Source organism: Geodermatophilus bullaregiensis (genome assembly GCF_016907675.1).
GTDB lineage: Bacteria > Actinomycetota > Actinomycetes > Mycobacteriales > Geodermatophilaceae > Geodermatophilus > Geodermatophilus bullaregiensis.
Map to the genome: position 1 here is coordinate 1,966,915 of NZ_JAFBCJ010000001.1, position 16,286 is coordinate 1,983,200.

Genomic DNA, 16,286 nt, shown 5'->3' on the forward strand with positions numbered 1-16,286 from the left:
GACGGCGGCGCAGAACGGCGGCCACCATCTCGTGCCGTTGACGAAATCTCGTGCGGTGCTGCCACAAGTCCTTCAAGCCGTGGGCCGCTAGGCCGGCCACGAGCAGCCACGGTGAAGCGGAGACCGCGGCGGCGGCGACAACACGAAGGCCGTCGCAACGGCTACCTCAATTGGGGGTCGTGTCGGGTGGTCGAGCCTGGGGTCGTCCAGCTGCGCTCGCCCCGGCAGGACGACCGGGATGACCGTGCCCTCAGTCGCTGTAGGGCGCGAGCCGGATGGCGAGGTCGAACGCGCCGCAACGGCGCAGGAAGCGGGCGCGGCCCTGCGGGACGGCGGCGGCCTCGGCGGCCCAGCGGGCCCGGAACTCGTTCTTGAAGCCCCGCCGTGGCCGCTCAGCAAGCACGGCCGCTACTACCGAGTCGGGCAGCTTCCAGCGGCCCAGCCCGATGACGTCGACGGAAGCTGCTGCCGACAGCAGGTTCGCCTCGGGTCCGTCGGCGAGGGTTACGTCGGGGCTGTAGTGCAGCGTGATCGCCGTCCGCATCGTCTCGGTATCGGAGATGGACAGTCCGACGGTCTCGGCGACCTCTTGCGCGATGCGAGCGCTGGCCAGGGTGAAGTCCACGCCCGGTACGGGCGCTGACAGCCCAGTGTCGTGAAGCATCGCGGCAGCGAAGAGCAGCTCACGATCGACGTCGATGTCCTCGAGTGCGGCGATCGCGACGCCGTAGCTATAGCAGCGGTGGGAGTGGTTGAGCACGGCCGGCGTCAATCGTTGGTGAGCGACCTGCTCGGCGACGCTGCTTAGTGCCGACGGCGGAGTGCGCAGCGCCGGCTCGGGCACCTGCGCCCGACGTCCGGAGTGCAAGTGCAGCGCCATCGCGGTGCGGCCGACAGCGTTGACGGCGTGAGCGCGAGCGAGCGGGGCGAGCAACTGCCGCGTCTCCGCACCGCTGAGCCTTCCGCCGGTCCGCTCGCACCAGGCGATGCTCCCGAGGCGGGTGGTATTGCCGCTCATGAGGGTCCCTCCTCAGCTGCTGCAGCAGGCAGCGGATCTGGTTGTGCCCGGCGACGTCACAGTGGCCAGGCAGGGCCGTGCTCGCCCCGGCTGAAGCGCCAGGATTGCGGGCGAGCGGTGGGACGTCGGCGAAGAACGGCGTCGTTGAAACGTGCGGTCACCGTGGCCGGTGGTCAGGCCGCGAGGCCGACGGCGACAAGGTTTGCGGCCGGCCGACGCAAGAGCACGGCGCTGGCGACGGCCAGCGCCCGCTGGCGGACGACGTCAGGGGCGTTGCGGTCGGCCAGGGCGGCGGCGCTGCCCGGTGCGGAGTCAGCGACGAGGTGCGACAGGTGCTGCAGGAGCCGGTCGTGGGCGGCGGGGCCCTCCTCGGCGATGCGCTCACCGAGCTCGGCGAGCACGCGCGTGGTGGTCATGACTTCTCCGATCCGAAAAGCTGGGGAGGGGGGGTCGGCTGGCGCGGCCGCAGGAGTGACCGCGCCAGCCGGGGCGTGCGCAGGGCGTTCGGTGGTGCTAGGCGGCAACGAGCTCGGTGTCGGCGCCGTCACCGGACGGGCTGTCCGCCGGCTTCTTCAGCAACACGGCGGTGAGCACCGCACCAACCGCGGCGATGCCTGCCGCGCCGAGCAGCGCGGCGGAGAACCCGTTGGTGAGCTCAGCTGGGTCGCCGACCTCGCTGGCGCCGAACGCAGCCGCAACCGCGGTCATCGCGGCCAGGCCCAGCGCGGAGCCGATCTGGTAGCTGGTGTTGACGATCCCAGCGGCCAGGCCGCCCTCCTCTGGCGCCGCAGACGACAGCGCGGTGCCGAGCGAGGGGATGAAAGCCATCGCCATACCGGCCGCGGTCACCAGCGACGCAGGCAGGACGTCCACGACGAAGCTGCCGTCGGCGTCGATGAGCGAGAGCCACACCAGACCAGCGGCCAGCGTCGCGAGGCCTGCGACGGTCATCGCGTTCGGGCCGAAACGGGCGATGAGCTTCGGGGCGACCGCGACCATCCCGATCATGATCGTGACCGTCAGAGGCAGCAGCGCAGCGCCGGACGCGAACGCGCCCAGACCGAGGATCTGCTGCAGGTACAGGTTCACGAAGAAGAACATCGGGATCCAGGCGGCACCGAGCAGCAGCTGCGCCACGTTGGCTGCAGCGAGGTTCGGTGCGCGGAAGATGCCCAGGCGCATCAGCGGCTGACGGAGCCTGGCCTGCAGCGCGACGAACGCACCCAGGAGTGCGAGGCCGCCGAGTCCGGCGAGGAGCGTGCTGCCGGACGTCCAGCCGGCCTCGGGGGCACGGACGATCGCGAAGACGACGGCGCCGAGGCCGAGCGTGGCGGTGATGGCACCGGCGAGATCGAGCGAGCCGCGGCCGGTCGTCCCGGCCGGCATGACCGAACGGGTCAGCAGCAGGACGGCAGCTGCGACCGGGATGTTGATGAAGAACACCCACGGCCACGACGCGTACTCGGTCAGGACGCCGCCGAGGAAGACGCCGGCGGTGCCGCCGGCGGGTGCGGCCGCGCCGTACAGGGCGAGGGCCTTCGGGAGCTCCTTGCTGCCGCCGAACACCTGGAACAACAGGGCGAGCGCGGCGGGGGCGATGAGGGCCGACCCGGCCCCCTGGATCGCTCGACCGGCCAGCTCGACGGCGACCCCGTTGGCCAGGCCGGCGACGAGCGAGCCGACGGCGAGGACCACCCAGCCGGTGCTGAAGATGCGCCGGGCGCCGAACAGGTCGGACAGCCGCCCGCCGAGCAGCAGCAGCCCGCCGAAGGCGACGACGTAGGCGTTGAAGACCCAGCTGAGTTCGTGCGGGTCGAAGCCGAGTTCCGCCTGCATCTTCGGCAGGGCGACCCCGATGATCGAGGTGTCCATGATGACCATGAACTGAGCGGCGGCAATGAGCGCGAGAGCCAGCCAGCGCCGGCTGGTTGTCGAACTCGCCGCGGGCGCGGTGCTTGTCATGACGGTTCCTGTCGTCTGCGATGGACAGCCGGCGGTGGCTGTCGAGACGCAGGTTGGTGAGTCCTCCTGTCCTGCCGCTGTCCTCGCTCTGTCGACCTCGCCGCCGCATCCGCGACAGCTGCGGCCGTCCCAGGGTCGGGTCGGTGGACAGTGGACGGACAGCGCCGCGAGGCACCGTGGCCGGCGTCAGGTGAACGCCCGCTGGATGAAGGTGAGCGCGATGCCCGAGGTCAGGCTCTCGGTCGGCTCGATGCACTGCAGGCACTGTGTGCGTGAGGTGACCGGCTGGCTCCGTGACGTCGTCGGCGTGGAGACGATCACGGCAGACGCGACGACCGGCACGGTGGTCCTCGGCGGCACGATGACCATCGCCGACGTCCTGGCCGTGTTCACCGGCTCCGACTACGACCCGCGGGTGGTGGATGCAGCGCCGGCTAGTTCGACGTGAGCTGCCCGGACCTCACCACGTCGACGGACGCTCGAGGAGCACCCGGCCGGACGGCCGCCTCGTCGATCTGAGCCCACAGGTTGTCGAGCTCGGCCTGCTCGTGCGGTGGCGCCGGGCGCGCCGACGCCTGCCGGATCCCGATGGCCTCGATCAGCCGCGCCTGCGCCTCGTCCCGCTGCCCCGCAGAGGCGGCGACGCGCGCCAGGCCCTCCAGGCCGGTCGCGAGCAAGGTCGGTTCGCCGTACCGCTCCCCGGCTGCGTGCACCTGCGTGTACCGCTCGGCGGCGTCGTCCAGTAGCCCGTCGCGCCAGTCACACCATGCGACACCGGCGAGTGCGTGCCCGCCCCACAGCGGGGTGCCCAGTCGGGTCAGGCCACGCACCGCCTCCTCGAACAGGGGCCGGGCCGTCGCCGAATCTCCATCGATCTGTGCGATCTGCGCCCGTCCCAGCCCGGCGAGGACGACACCTGCCGCGTCACCGACCTCCTCGGACGCGGACGCAGCTCGGTCGAACGCGGCCGATGCCGCCGCGCGCTCGCCGAGAGCCAGCAGCGCGACGCCGAGGTCGGACAGCGCCCATTGCGCGGTGTTGAACACCCCCGCCGAGCTCGACACCTCGATGGCCTGCTCGAGGACGGGTATCGCCTCGGCGTACCGGCCGAACTCCTTCAGCCCCCAGCCCAGGTGGTAGAGCACGGCTGACAGGCCCCAGGCGTCGTCGAGCCGGCGGAACGCCTCCGACGCGGTCCGGCCCATCGCCCGCGACCGCGGCTCGTCGCCCCGGCGGATGAAGTTCTGCAGGCGGACGAAGGCGACGACCGCATGACCCCAGTCATCACCCTGGGCGGTGAACTGCTCCTCGGCTTCGGCCAGCAGCTGCGCGAAGCGGCCGGGGTCCGAGCCGTTGAGCAGCTCGACGGCGAGCAGCACCTTCGACAGGGCGGCGCGGTGCGCATCACCCTCGGCCTCGAACAGCTGCAGGCTCTCGAGCGCCGTCTGCGCACACCGCGGGTTCGGATGCACCAGGCAGGCCCGTGGACGCTCGACGATCGACACCGCCTGCAGCGCCCGTGCTCGTGCCTGCTGGCTCGCGCCGGAAGTGGCGATGAGCTTCGACAAGACCTCGCGACCTTCCACGTGCCGCCCCAGGTGCCAGAACAGGGCGAGCGAGCCGGCCAGTCGGAGCCCGTCTTCGACCCGGCCCGGGTCGGCCGACAGCCACGCCAACGCTGCACGCAGGTTGGGGTGCTCATGGCGTAGCCGCTGCAGCGCCGCCCGCTGTCCGTGGCCGCGCAGGCTCTGCTCCGCCTGCTCGGCGAAGTGGCGAAAGAACGTCGCGTGCCGGGCTGCCGCGTCGTCTCGCTCCCGGGAGGCGTCGAGCTGTTCGACTGCGTACTGCCGCAGTGTCTCGAGCATGCGGTACCGCGACGGCGAGCCGGGCTCGTGCACGACCATCGACCGGTTGACCAGGTGGTCGAGCACGTCGAACACGTCACCGGCGGGGATGTCCTCGGCCGCGACGACGGCCTCGGCTGCCTCGAGCGTCCAGCCACCGTGGAAGACGGCCAGGCGGCGGAACGCCTGCTGCTCGGGCGGCGACAGCAGTGCGTGGCTCCACTCGACGGTGGCGCGCAACGTCCGCTGCCGGGCCTCTGCGGTGCGCGGTCCGCTCGTGAGCAGACCGAAGCGGTCACCCAGTCGGTTCGCCAGGTCCGGCAGCGACAGCGACGACATGCGTGCCGCGGCGAGTTCCAGCGCCAGCGGCATGCCATCGAGCTGCCGGCACACCTGCGCCAGCGCCAGCAGGTCCGGCTCCGACAGGTGCAGGCTCGCGCGGACAGCCGACGCCCGCTCGACGAACAGAGCAGCGGCTGGGAACCGCAGCACCTGCTCGGCGGGTGTCCCCTCGGGCGGCACCGTGAGGGGCCCGACGCTGATCTGCACCTCGCCGGGCACGGCGAGGGCTTCCCGGCTGGTCGCGAGCACGGTGACCTGCGCGGCCGCGCCGACGACGGAGTCGACGAGTGTCGCGACCGCGTCGATGAGGTGCTCGCAGTTGTCCAGCACGAGCAGCAGCCGCCGGTTCGTGAGGTAGGCGAGCAGGCGGGCGCGCACCGCCGCGTTCGGATCGGCACCGTCGAGCGGCACGCCGAGGGCGTCCGCGACCGCCAATGGCACGTCGGCGGGGTTGCTCACCGCCGCCAGACGCGCCAGATGGACATGCTGCTCGAAGTGGTCGGCGAGCTGGTGCGCAGACGCCAGGGCCAGTGACGTCTTCCCGGCGCCGCCGGGGCCGATCAACGTGACGATGCGCTGACGGCGGAGGGCGTCGCCCAGCTGCGCGAGCTCGCCGTCGCGTCCGATCAACCGCAACGTAGGGATCGGCAGGGTCCGCCTCGGTCTGGTGTCGGCTTCCTGGCCGACCGCCGGAGTCTGAGCTGCTGGCGCGGCCGGTCCGGCCTTGGCCGCAGCCGCACCAGCCGAACCGGGCTGTGCAGGCACGGCTGTCAGCGCATCGTCCTGCTCGAGAATGCGCTGGTGCAGTCTGCGGAGCGCAGCAGAGGGCTGCAGCCCGAGCTCGTCGTCGAGGTGACGGCGGGTGCGGGCGAACACCTCGAGCGCCTCCGCCTGCCGCCCGGCGCGGTACAGGGCCGTCATCAGCAGGCCGGCGAGTGCCTCCTGCCCGGGGTCTTCCGCGACGATCGGCTCGAGGTCGGCGGCGATCTCGACATGCCGGCCCGCCAGCAGGGCCGCCTCGGCCCGCTCGGTCAGCGCAGCGCGGTGCAGCTGATCCAACCGGGCGGCCTCGACGGTCGCCCAACCCTCGCCGGCGAAGTCGGCCAGCGGATCACCACGCCACAGCGCCAGCGCCTCGTCGTACCGAGCCAGCGCGTCACCAGCAGCGGACCTGCGCCCGGCAATGCGCGCGGCCTGCACCAAGCCCACGAACCGGTGCAGGTCGACGCGGTCGGGGTCGACGGCGGCGCGGTATCCGGATGCCTCCCGGACGATGAGGTCCACGTCGTGCGCGGCGAGCGCACGACGCAGCTTCGACACCCGCAACTGCAGGGCGTTCAGAGGATCGGCCGGCAGGGCGGACTCCGACCACAACCGGTCGATGAGCGAACTGGCGGCGACAGTCCGGCCCGGTGAGAGCAGCAGCAGCGCGAGCAAGCCGCGCTCGGCCGCCCCGGGCAACCTCGCGGGCTGACCCTTGACGCGCAGCTGCATGGCGCCGAGCAGGCGGAACTCGACCTCGGTCACGGCGCACCCCCCAACGGGCGTCCGTGAGTCTGCCTCCGGCGACCTCCCTCGTACAGCGAACGGGACACCTCTGTCCGAACGCTGTCCACAACCGCCGCATCCGGCCGTCGGCAGACAGCGCGGCGACAGACCCAACCGCGACTGTGACATCACCGACCGGCACGCCGCCGGCACCCGAAGGAGGAGTCACCCATGAGCACCGAGAGCTACACCGTCACCGGGATGACCTGCGACCACTGCAGCCGCTCGGTCAGCGCCGAAGTCAGCGCCGTCGCCGGCGTCACTGACGTCGACGTCGACCTGGCCACCGGCAAGGTCACCGTCATCAGCGAGCAGCCCGTCGACACCGACAAGATCCGCGAGGCAGTCGAGGAGGCCGGCTACACCCTCGCGTCCTGAACGCCGCACTCCGGCGGAGCCCACACGGCCTGCTTCGCGCCCCGGTGGACAACCCGGCCATATCGCCGGGGCGAAGCCGGCGCCCGCAACGCCACAGTCACTCACCGACCAGACGCCCTCAGGAGGACGCCATGACCACCGCCGCAGTCGAGACCGTTCCGGCGATCTGGGACGACGCCCGCGACATCCCGTTCTTCCGCATCACCGCCCGGCTGTTCACCCTCGAGTTCTGCCTCAGGGCCAGCCTCCAGCTCGCCGGCTACGACGACACAGCCGACGCCGTGCAGGACACCCCCGCCCAGCACGGGCGCAGCGGCACGACCGCCTCGGCCGGCGGCGATCGCAACACCCAGGCCGAGCGCGACCTCATCCCCGTCCGGGTCCGTCGCACCCGCTGAACCGCCACCCGCCACCCGCCAGCACCGGGCCGAGACCAGCCGGCGCACCACCATCCGGACAGCAACGGGGCGGCGCCGCTGAGCAGCCGCACCACCGAACCCCCGCACCCCGTGGCGCCCGACCGACCCAGGAGTACCGATGACCACCACCGCCGAGCACATCCACGACACCGGGCGCAGCAACGACACCGCGGCGGCCGTGTGCAATCTGGAGATCACCGGCATGACGTGCGCCTCGTGCGTCCGCCGGATCGAGAAGAGCCTCACCAAGGTCGACGGTGTCGCGGGCGCCCAGGTCAACCTCGCCACCGAGGTCGCCACCGTCACTTACGACCCGAACACGGTCGGACTCGACGAGCTGATCGGCGCTGTCACCGCCGCCGGATACGGCGCCACGCCGCGGCAGGAGTCGAACAAGAGCACCGGCCCTGGCGCACCACCGGCCGCGACCAGCGGCGGCGAGGACACCGCCGAGCGCGACCGCGAGCTCCACCGGATGAAGCGCACGTGGCAGATCGCGCTCGCCACCGGCCTGGGCCTCATGGGCCTCATGTACGTGCCCCTGTACATCGACACGATGGACTGGCTGATGCCGGCGATCTTCGTCGTCGCCACCGTCGTCCAGTACTGGGCCGGCAAACCCATCTATGCCAGCGCCTGGCAGGCCGCCAAGCACCGCAGCACCAACATGACCACGCTCGTGGCGCTCGGCACCGGCGTCGCCTGGACGTACAGCACGTTCGTCACCCTGTGGCCCGCACAAGCCGAGCGGCTCGGCCTGCCGCTGCACGTGTACTACGAGACCAGCCTGATCATCGTGGCGCTGGTCCTGGCCGGGAAGTGGATGGAAGCGCGCGCCAAGAAGGCCACCGCGGCTGCCGTCACCGCTCTCGTCGGACTGGCCCCGAAGACCGCCCGCATCGTGCGGGACGGGTTCGAGGTGGACATCCCGGTCGAGCAGGTCGCCGTCGGCGACATCGTCCGGATCCGGCCCGGCGAGAAGGTCCCCGTGGACGGCGTCGTCGCCAGCGGCAGCACCACGGTCGACGAGAGCATGCTGACCGGCGAGAGCCTGCCGGTCGACAAGGCCGAGGGGGACCAGCTCATCGGCGCCACCCTCAACACCACCGGCACAGTGCTCATGCGCACCACTGCCGTCGGCGATGACACGGCGCTCGCGCAGATCGTCCGGCTCGTCGAGGACGCGCAGGGCAGCAAGGTCCCGATGCAGCGCCTGGCGGACAAGGTCTCGTCCGTCTTCGTCCCGGCCGTCATCCTGGCCGCGCTGCTCACCGCCGTGGCCTGGGCGGTGTTCGGCCCCGACGGCGAGAGCCTGACGATGGCCGTCACCACGTCGATCGCCGTCCTGATCATCGCCTGCCCGTGCGCGCTGGGGCTCGCGACGCCGACGGCAGTGATGGTGGGCACCGGCCGTGCCGCGGAGCTCGGGATCCTCATCAGCAACGGGGAGGCGCTCGAGCAGGCCCGCCGGCTCACCGCCGTCGTCCTGGACAAGACCGGCACCATCACTCAGGGGAAGCCGGCACTGACCGACGTCACCGTGGTCGACGGCTGGACCTCCGACGAGTTGCTGCGCCTGGTCGCCGCGGCCGAGACGGGCAGCGAGCACCCGGTCGCGCAGGCGGTGGTCACCGCCGCCCGCGACCGCGGCCTCACCCTGCCCGACGTCGACAGCTTCGACTCCGTCCCCGGCCACGGCCTCGTCGCCACCGTCGGCGGCCAAGAGCTGCGGATCGGCAATGCCGCCCTGATGCAGCGCGCCGCCATCGACATCAGCCCTCTCGGCGCGACCGCGCTCACACAGGCCCAGCAGGGCGGCACGCCGATGTACGTCGCCGTCGACGGGCGCGCCGCCGGCCTGATCACCGTCGCCGACACCATCAAGCCTGAGAGCCCCGAGGCGATCGCCCAGCTCAAGGCCCTCGGCCTGCAGGTGTGGATGATCACCGGCGACAACGCCGCGACCGCCCACGCCGTCGCCTCCCAGGTCGGCATCGACAACGTTCTCGCCGACGTCCTCCCCGCCGACAAGGCCGCCAAGGTCGCCGACCTGCAGGCGCAGGGCCACGTCGTCGCCATGTCCGGTGACGGCGTCAACGACGCCGCCGCGCTCGCCCAGGCCGACCTCGGCATCGCCATCGGCACCGGCGCCGACGTCGCCATCGCCGCCTCCGACATCACCCTCGTCGGCGGCGACCTGCGCAGCATCGTCTCGGCCATCGCCCTGTCCCGCCGGACCGTCAGCGTCATGCGGCAAGGGCTCGCGTTCGCCTTCGCCTACAACGTGCTGCTCATCCCGGTCGCCGCCGGCGCGCTGTACGCCTTCGACGAGCTGCTGCTGGACCCTGTGCTGGCATCCGCGGCGATGGCCATGAGCTCGGTCAGCGTGCTGACCAACGCCCTGCGGCTGCGCCGGTTCCGCCGCCCGGAGACGGTCCACGAGATCGAGTACCCGCCGCTGCGGCAGCGGATCGGGCAGTACGCCTACCTGACCGGCATCGCCGTCGTCGCGGTCGCGATCGGCACCGCCCTGACCGCCGTGTCGCGGATGGACTTCGCCGAGCGCGGCATGAACGGCACGCTCGCCTGGATGCAGACCACCGGCATGCCGATGCGGCCGGCGATGAGCGTCATGATGCCCGCCGAGATCGACCCAGCCAGCGCCGAGGACGCTGGCATGGACGTGCAGCTCGACGTGCCCGACAGCACGCGGCCCGGCGTCCCGACCCGCATCACGGCCACGGTCGTCGACGCCGGGACCGGCGAGCCGGTCGAGGACATCACCCGCAGCCACGAGGCGTGGATGCACCTCATCGCCACCCGCGACGACCTCGGCACGTTCGCCCACGTCCACCCCGAACCGACCGGCAACGCCGGCGAGCTCGCCGTCGACATCACCTTCCCGACCGCCGGCCGGTACATCGTCAACACCGAGTTCCGGCAGCAGGGCCAGATGAGCGACGTGCACCAGCGCCAGTACGTCACCGTCACCGGCGACGCCCCGGCGCCGGTCGTCCTCACCGAGAGCCCGCGGGAGGTCGGCGTCGACGGCGTCCGGGTCGAACTCGGCGGGAACGCCGTCGTCGGCGAGCGCAGCGACCTGCACTTCGAGTTCACCGACGCGACCACCGGCGAGCCGATCGACGACCTGCAGCCGTTCCTCGCCGCGGCCGGGCACGTCGTGGTCATGCGGGCCGACGGGACGACTTTCGCCCACGAACACGCCGAGGTCGAGGACAGCAGCGGCCGGCCCGTGATGGCGATGCCCGGCACCACGTTCGGGCCGGAGCTGGACGTGCACGCGCAGTTCGACACCGCCGGCACCTACCAGCTGTGGGGCCAGTTCCGCACCGCAGACGGCGACGTGCTCACGGTGCCGTTCACCGTCGACGCCCGCTGACCTACAGCACGAGCTTCCGGCGGCCGACCGCACCCGCACCCGGTCGGCCGCCGAGCCACCACCATCCAAGACCACTGTCGTCCCGGGGGACCTTTCAGCCCGCGTACGACGTCGGACTCCAGGCCTGCGCCGGCTCCCACGTGCTGCATCTCGCACCGACGAAGGAGATCCCGTGTCCCGCATCCTCCGCACCGTTGACCGCCCGCAGCACGACGTCCTCGTGATCGGCGCCGGCCAGGCCGGCCTCGCTCTCGGCCACTCCCTCGCCCGCAGCGACGTGGACTTCCTGCTGCTGGACGCCGGCCCCGAGGTCGGGCACAGCTGGCGCGACCGCTGGGACTCCCTGCGGTTGTTCAGCCCCGCCCAGTACGACTCGCTGCCGGGCATGCCGTTCCCCGCACCGGCCGACACCCATCCCAGCAAGGACGACGTCGCCGACTACCTCGCCGCCTACGCTGCCCGCTTCGAGCTGCCGATCCGACTCTCCTCGCCGGTGTCGCGCCTGTACCGGGAGCCCGACGGGTCCTTCGCAGCGATGACACCCGACGGCACCGTCCGCGCGCACCAGGTCGTGGTCGCCACCGGCCCGTTCCAGACCCCGCACGTCCCGGCCGTCGCGGCACAGCTGGACCCGACGGTGACGCACTTGCACAGCGCTGGGTACCGCAACCCCACGCAGGTCCCTGGCGACGGCCGCGCGCTCGTCGTCGGGGCCGCCAACTCCGGCCTGCAGATCGCCGCCGAGCTGGCCGCCACCCAGCCGGTCACCGTTGCGGTCGGGTCCATGCCCCTCCAGCTGCCTCAGCGCATCGCCGGCCGTGACCTGTTCACCTGGCTGACGCGGTCGGGTTTCTTCACCGTGCCCACGGACTCGCGGATCGCCCGGCGGCTGCGCGCCCGCGGAGATCTGGTGATCGGCAGCCGCTGCAGCCGGCTCCGCCGGACGGGCGTCGAGTTCCGGCCGCGGCTGACCGGCTTCGCCGGCCGCCGCGCCGTCTTCGCCGACGGCAGCAGCCGCGAGGTCGACGCGGTCGTGTGGGCCACCGGCTACCGCAGCGACCACTCCTGGCTGGACGTGCCCGGCGTCGTTATCGACGGGCAGGTACGCCACACCGCCGGGGTCACCGAGGTGCCGGGCCTGCACTTCCTCGGCCTGTCCTGGCAGACCTGCCGCGGCTCGGCACTCCTGGGCTTCGTCGGGGCCGACGCGGCCACGCTGTCGCACCGCATCGCGACCGATGCCCGCGAGACGTCGACCGGGCGCGGCCGCCGCCCGGCCGCTGCAACGGTCCGATGACCACCGGGACCGCCTCCGCCGGCCGCCGCGTCGACGCGGTCAGGCCGCCGACAGCCGTCGGCGCCACGGCGGTTCGGCATTCCTCGTCGGCTACGGCGGGACGCTGGTGCCACTACTGGCCGGTCTGGTCGCGCTGGAGCTCGGCTGGACGTGGCTCGACGGCGGCACCTGGCCGGCCGTCGCGGCTGCCGTAACCGGATGGTCCCTGGCCGCCGCTGCCTGGCTGCATCGTCGCCACTTGCCGTCCAGCACAGTCGGCGCCGTGGCCGGCGCCCCGGCCCTGCTGCTGGCGGGCCCGATCGCGCTCGGATGGGCTTCCCCCGACGAGCTCGTGCTCTGGGGTCCCATGACCATGCTGCTCGCAGTGGCGTGCGTGATGACCATGCAGCCGCTCGCACTCGGGCCCAGCGCGTCCGGCTTGCCGAACCTCCAGCCCCCACCGGCTGCTGGCGCCAGCAGGACTCGGCGGAGGCATCCCAGCCGCTGGCCGCGGCCACGTGCCATGGATGTCGACTATCGCCGCGGGGCCTGCGCCTGCTGCTGTTCAGCCACCCAGCGGTCCACGTCCACACGCCGGTAGACGACACGGCGACCGAGGCGGAAGCCGTCCGGCCCGACACCGAGATGCCGCCAGTACCGCAGCGTGGCCAACGGGGCACGAAGAACGGCCGCCACCTCCTCGAGGGTCAACAGTTCCGCCACCGCGGTCGGGATGTCGTCGTCGGTCACGGTCAGCCACCTCCGGGGGCACTTTCAGAAACGCGATGGACGAAGCCGCCGCGGTGGCGGCGCGGGGATGCCACCTACTCGCCGCTGCCTCATCCGGTCACCAGGTTCTCGGCGAGTCTCCAGTGCTTCCCGGGTCGTGAGTCCGCTGGCTCGCGCAGGGCGACGATGGCCGGCACTGATCAGGGCGCGATCATCCGCCGTTCTCCAGTTCGCCGACGAAGACCTGCAGGAGACGGCGGCAGGCTCACCGGAGGACAACTGGAGGCACGTCGCTGCGCGCGGCGGCGGCCTCGCCACCGTCGAGCGGGCCCAGCGTCGTAGCGGACGGGAGCGACGCAGCCTGTGGCGCCTGCTCAGAGTCCTGGCCGCTCCCCACAACCGGCTTCACCCGGCTGCAGCGGGTCGGGGGAAGGGTGGGCCGAAGGCCCATCCCGTAGGGACGCGCAGCGCCCTTCCGGCGAGCCGCTGCAGCCGGCAGCCTCGGCCGGCTGGGGAGCGGTCCGACGGCCCACTCAGGCCGGCCCGATCGGCAGCGCGGATGAGCTCCGACTGCACAGAGCCCGACTGCTCACCGTCACGCCGCGACGGACGCATCGGTCGGTGCGCCACTCGATGGCGGCGGTGGTGCGGCGCCCTCCGTCAGGAGCCACCGGCGATGGTGCGACGGACCTCGGCGTCGTAGGTGGCGAAGGCGAATGCCGCCTGAACAGGGCCGACGGCCCGGCGGTCCAGCCCGGCAGCGAGCTCGCGCAGGATGACCGCACGAGCGCCGGCGAGGCTGACTGCCGCCTGCAGCACGCCACTTCGCTCCGCCTCCCCCTGAGATCGCCTCGGGACAGTGCTTCGTCCACGCCGGCCCAGTTGATCTTGGCTGTCGGGCCGTCCCCGCAGCAGCCGTCCAAGCAGATGTCCACGGCGATGAGACCAGCCTCGCTCAGCTGGGCAGCCAATCCCGCAGCTCATGGGTAAGAGCATGCCCGCCTCGGCTCCGTGATCGCCGGCAGCGGTGCGCAGCAGGGCCTTTTCGATGTCGACCGGGCCGAAGCCGGCGGCCGGGAACTGGAAGCGCACGATGCATCTCCACTCAGGAGGGTGTCGGACGGTGGGCCCGACAGCGGAGACCCTGGCCGCCTGATCTGGGCTCGAGGCGCCCTGCTCCTGAATCTGTGGACAAAGAACCTCACAGGCCGCGATGTGGTGCTCCTTACAACGGCCGACCCGGTGACATCCCGGCCTTGATCCGGAGGTCGCTCACAGGCGCGTCAGGCCGGGCGCCCCGGACCGCGAAACGCGCCCCCCTCAGTCCGCGCACAGTCCGCAGAGTCCGCAGAAAGTCCGCAATTTGGCCACCTTCGACCGTCATCTGCCGACCCCACGAAACCGAAAATGCGCAGGTCGACGCCGGTTTCCAACACTTGCCATAGGCAACCAATGACTAGTGACCAATTCGACAACTACCGCTGACCTGGCCTGTCCTGCAGGTCAGGGCGTCGCCGCCGGTCAGGCCGTCGTGTACTCGACGTGCAGGACCGGTGCGCGAGCCGCTCCGCCGTCGAACGACTCGGCCACCCGCGTGCCGCTGCCGGTGACGACCAGCACGAGCGCGTGACCGCTCGCCCAGCCGGCGCGCGCCGTGATCTCCTGCACGATCGGCGCCAGGCTCGGCGTCCGCTGCTCGGCCGCGCGGGCGCCCACCGTCGGCCACGACGCCGGCGTCCACGTCACGGTGGCGCTGGTCCTGACCCGCGAGGAGATGCTGCGCGCCGTGGTGGTGAACGCCGCGGCGTCGTCCGCCGCCTCCCCCGCCACGGTGAGGGTGGCTGCCGCGGTGGAGGCCTCGTCGACCTGGAACTGCACCCACGCGTTGGTGATGGTCGCCCCCCTGGGCACGGTGACCCCGGTGAACCGCATCGCCGAGGTCTGCGCCGCCGTGCCGTCCTGGCCGAGGTTCAGGTCACCGCTGGTGAGGACCACCGCGCCGGTCGAGGTCCGCTCCTCGGCGTCGTCGGCGCCGGCCCGGACGGGGACGTCGAGCACCCCGGGGCCACCGCCGCCGCCGGACGACGCCGTCACGGTGACGGTCACGTCGTCGGAGGCCGTGAGCTGCCCGTCGCTCCCCGTCAGCCGGAGGACGTGGGTCCCGGCCGCCGAGAAGGTCGCGGTCGTGTCCTGCGCGGCCGCGTTCCCGAAGGTCACGGTGCCCGGGCCGCTCACCCTCGACCACGCCGCCGTCACGGCCGCACCCTCCGGGTCCGTGATCGTCCCGTCCAGGGAGGCCGGTGCGGGCAGCGTGACAGCGCGGTCGGGGCCGGCGCTCACGGTCGGCGGGGTGTTCGGCGGCGGGGTGCCACCACCACTGCCGGTGAGCCCGGGGATGGCGATCTCGTACAGCCGGCCGTCGTTGAAGGTGTCCTGGTTGGTGTCGTTGTCGACGCCACGGTCGACGACGTAGGCGTTCTGGCCGCTCGAGCCGTTGCTCGGCGGGGCCAGGGCGATGCCCGCTCCGCTCTTCATCGTGAAGGGGAGCTTGACGATGTTGAGCAGACCGCCGGCCAGGTCGACCTCGTAGATCTGGTTGCTCGGGTCGTCCAGCACGAACAGGGTGTCCCGGAACGCGTTGTAGGCGATGCCCTCGGGGTCGCCCGCGCCCATGTTCCCGACGTCGAACTGCCGCACGACGGTGTCGCCGGTCCCGTTGAACACGCGGTCCGGGCCCGGGTCGTAGACGAAGACCCGCTTGCCCTTGCCGTCGACGAGCAGCAGCTGCCCGTTCCGCGTGGGCTCCAGGTCGACGGCCAGGTCTTCCGCGTCGTTGCGCGGACCGAGGTCGAGGAAGGCGACGGAGGAGGACGTCTGCGAGTCGTCAGCCGTTCCGTAGCGACCGTCACCGCCGCGATCGACCTCGAAGATGCGGGCCTGGTCGTCGTCGGACACGAAGAGCCGCTCGGGGAAGGACGGGGAGAGGGCGGGCCGGAAGCCCACACCCGTCGGCTCGGCCGAGTACGCCAGGGTGTTCCCGCCGGTCTCCACCACAGCGCCGCTGAGGCTGGCGACGAAGAGGTTCGTGCCCCGCCACACGTTCTTCGGGTACGCGGTCCCCGTCTCCTCCACCTCGCCGTCGCTGATGACGAGCTGGCCGGACCGCGCGTTGTAGGTGACGCCCGAGGGATCGGGGCTGGGGTGGGTCCAACTCGAGTTGGGCCCCCCGGTCCACGTGGTCTTGACCAGCGTCGCGTTCACCACGGCCGCTCGGGCGGTGGGAGCCGGCAGGGCGGCCAGGCCGCCGATGACCAGAGCGGTCACGAGCAGGACACGCGTCGCGCGGGCAAGCGACATCCTCATCACCCCG

12 protein-coding genes are annotated in these 16,286 nt (G+C 72.1%); 5 read left to right on the plus strand and 7 right to left on the minus strand.

Features of this window, described 5'->3' with window-relative positions; all coding sequences use genetic code 11:
• Window positions 1-250: 250 nt before the first annotated feature.
• From JOD57_RS09270 to JOD57_RS09280, 3 genes are all read right to left on the minus strand, one after another.
• Window positions 251-1,018 (minus strand): HD domain-containing protein, encoded by a 768-nt coding sequence (locus JOD57_RS09270; protein ID WP_204691765.1) that lies wholly within the window; start codon window positions 1,016-1,018, stop codon window positions 251-253.
• A 173-nt stretch (window positions 1,019-1,191) separates the two neighbouring features.
• A complete protein-coding gene (locus tag JOD57_RS09275; protein ID WP_204691766.1) occupies window positions 1,192-1,434 on the minus strand; it encodes a hypothetical protein in 243 nt (80 codons plus the stop codon).
• Window positions 1,435-1,531: 97 nt separating this feature from the next.
• Window positions 1,532-2,980, minus strand: coding sequence for an MFS transporter (locus JOD57_RS09280; protein WP_204691767.1), 1,449 nt, complete (start codon window positions 2,978-2,980; stop codon window positions 1,532-1,534).
• Between JOD57_RS09280 and JOD57_RS09285 the strand changes: the two genes are divergently transcribed.
• Window positions 2,979-3,428 (plus strand): heavy-metal-associated domain-containing protein, encoded by a 450-nt coding sequence (locus JOD57_RS09285; RefSeq protein ID WP_204691768.1) that lies wholly within the window; start codon window positions 2,979-2,981, stop codon window positions 3,426-3,428. The genes JOD57_RS09280 and JOD57_RS09285 overlap by 2 nt on opposite strands.
• On the opposite strand, the gene JOD57_RS09290 is transcribed toward JOD57_RS09285, so the two are convergent.
• Window positions 3,415-6,693, minus strand: a complete 3,279-nt coding sequence (locus JOD57_RS09290) for an AfsR/SARP family transcriptional regulator (protein WP_204691769.1) — start codon at window positions 6,691-6,693, stop codon at window positions 3,415-3,417. The two genes, JOD57_RS09285 and JOD57_RS09290, sit on opposite strands and share 14 nt — an antisense overlap.
• Before the next feature lie 192 nt (window positions 6,694-6,885).
• On the opposite strand from JOD57_RS09290, the gene JOD57_RS09295 reads away from it, so the two are divergent.
• The 4 genes from JOD57_RS09295 (at window position 6,886) to JOD57_RS09310 (ending at window position 12,208) form a co-directional block, all read left to right on the plus strand.
• Window positions 6,886-7,092 carry a heavy-metal-associated domain-containing protein gene (locus tag JOD57_RS09295; RefSeq protein ID WP_204691770.1) on the plus strand — a complete coding sequence of 69 codons (207 nt, stop codon included), beginning with the start codon at window positions 6,886-6,888 and terminating at the stop codon, window positions 7,090-7,092.
• Window positions 7,093-7,223: 131 nt separating this feature from the next.
• Window positions 7,224-7,490 (plus strand): hypothetical protein, encoded by a 267-nt coding sequence (locus JOD57_RS09300; protein ID WP_204691771.1) that lies wholly within the window; start codon window positions 7,224-7,226, stop codon window positions 7,488-7,490.
• A gap of 139 nt (window positions 7,491-7,629) precedes the next feature.
• Window positions 7,630-10,911 (plus strand): heavy metal translocating P-type ATPase, encoded by a 3,282-nt coding sequence (locus JOD57_RS09305; RefSeq protein WP_204691772.1) that lies wholly within the window; start codon window positions 7,630-7,632, stop codon window positions 10,909-10,911.
• 172 nt (window positions 10,912-11,083) lie between these two features.
• Complete coding sequence (locus JOD57_RS09310) at window positions 11,084-12,208, plus strand: flavin-containing monooxygenase (protein ID WP_204691773.1); 1,125 nt, start codon at window positions 11,084-11,086, stop codon at window positions 12,206-12,208.
• 513 nt (window positions 12,209-12,721) lie between these two features.
• On the opposite strand, the gene JOD57_RS09315 is transcribed toward JOD57_RS09310, so the two are convergent.
• From JOD57_RS09315 to JOD57_RS09325, 3 genes are all read right to left on the minus strand, one after another.
• The gene (locus tag JOD57_RS09315; protein WP_307824576.1) at window positions 12,722-12,937 is read right to left on the minus strand and encodes a helix-turn-helix domain-containing protein; all 216 of its coding nucleotides are present in this window, start codon (window positions 12,935-12,937) and stop codon (window positions 12,722-12,724) included.
• Window positions 12,938-13,576: 639 nt separating this feature from the next.
• Window positions 13,577-14,008, minus strand: coding sequence for a hypothetical protein (locus JOD57_RS09320; protein WP_204691774.1), 432 nt, complete (start codon window positions 14,006-14,008; stop codon window positions 13,577-13,579).
• A gap of 429 nt (window positions 14,009-14,437) precedes the next feature.
• Window positions 14,438-16,240, minus strand: a complete 1,803-nt coding sequence (locus tag JOD57_RS09325; protein WP_204691775.1) for a PKD domain-containing protein — start codon at window positions 16,238-16,240, stop codon at window positions 14,438-14,440.
• Window positions 16,241-16,286: the final 46 nt, after the last annotated feature.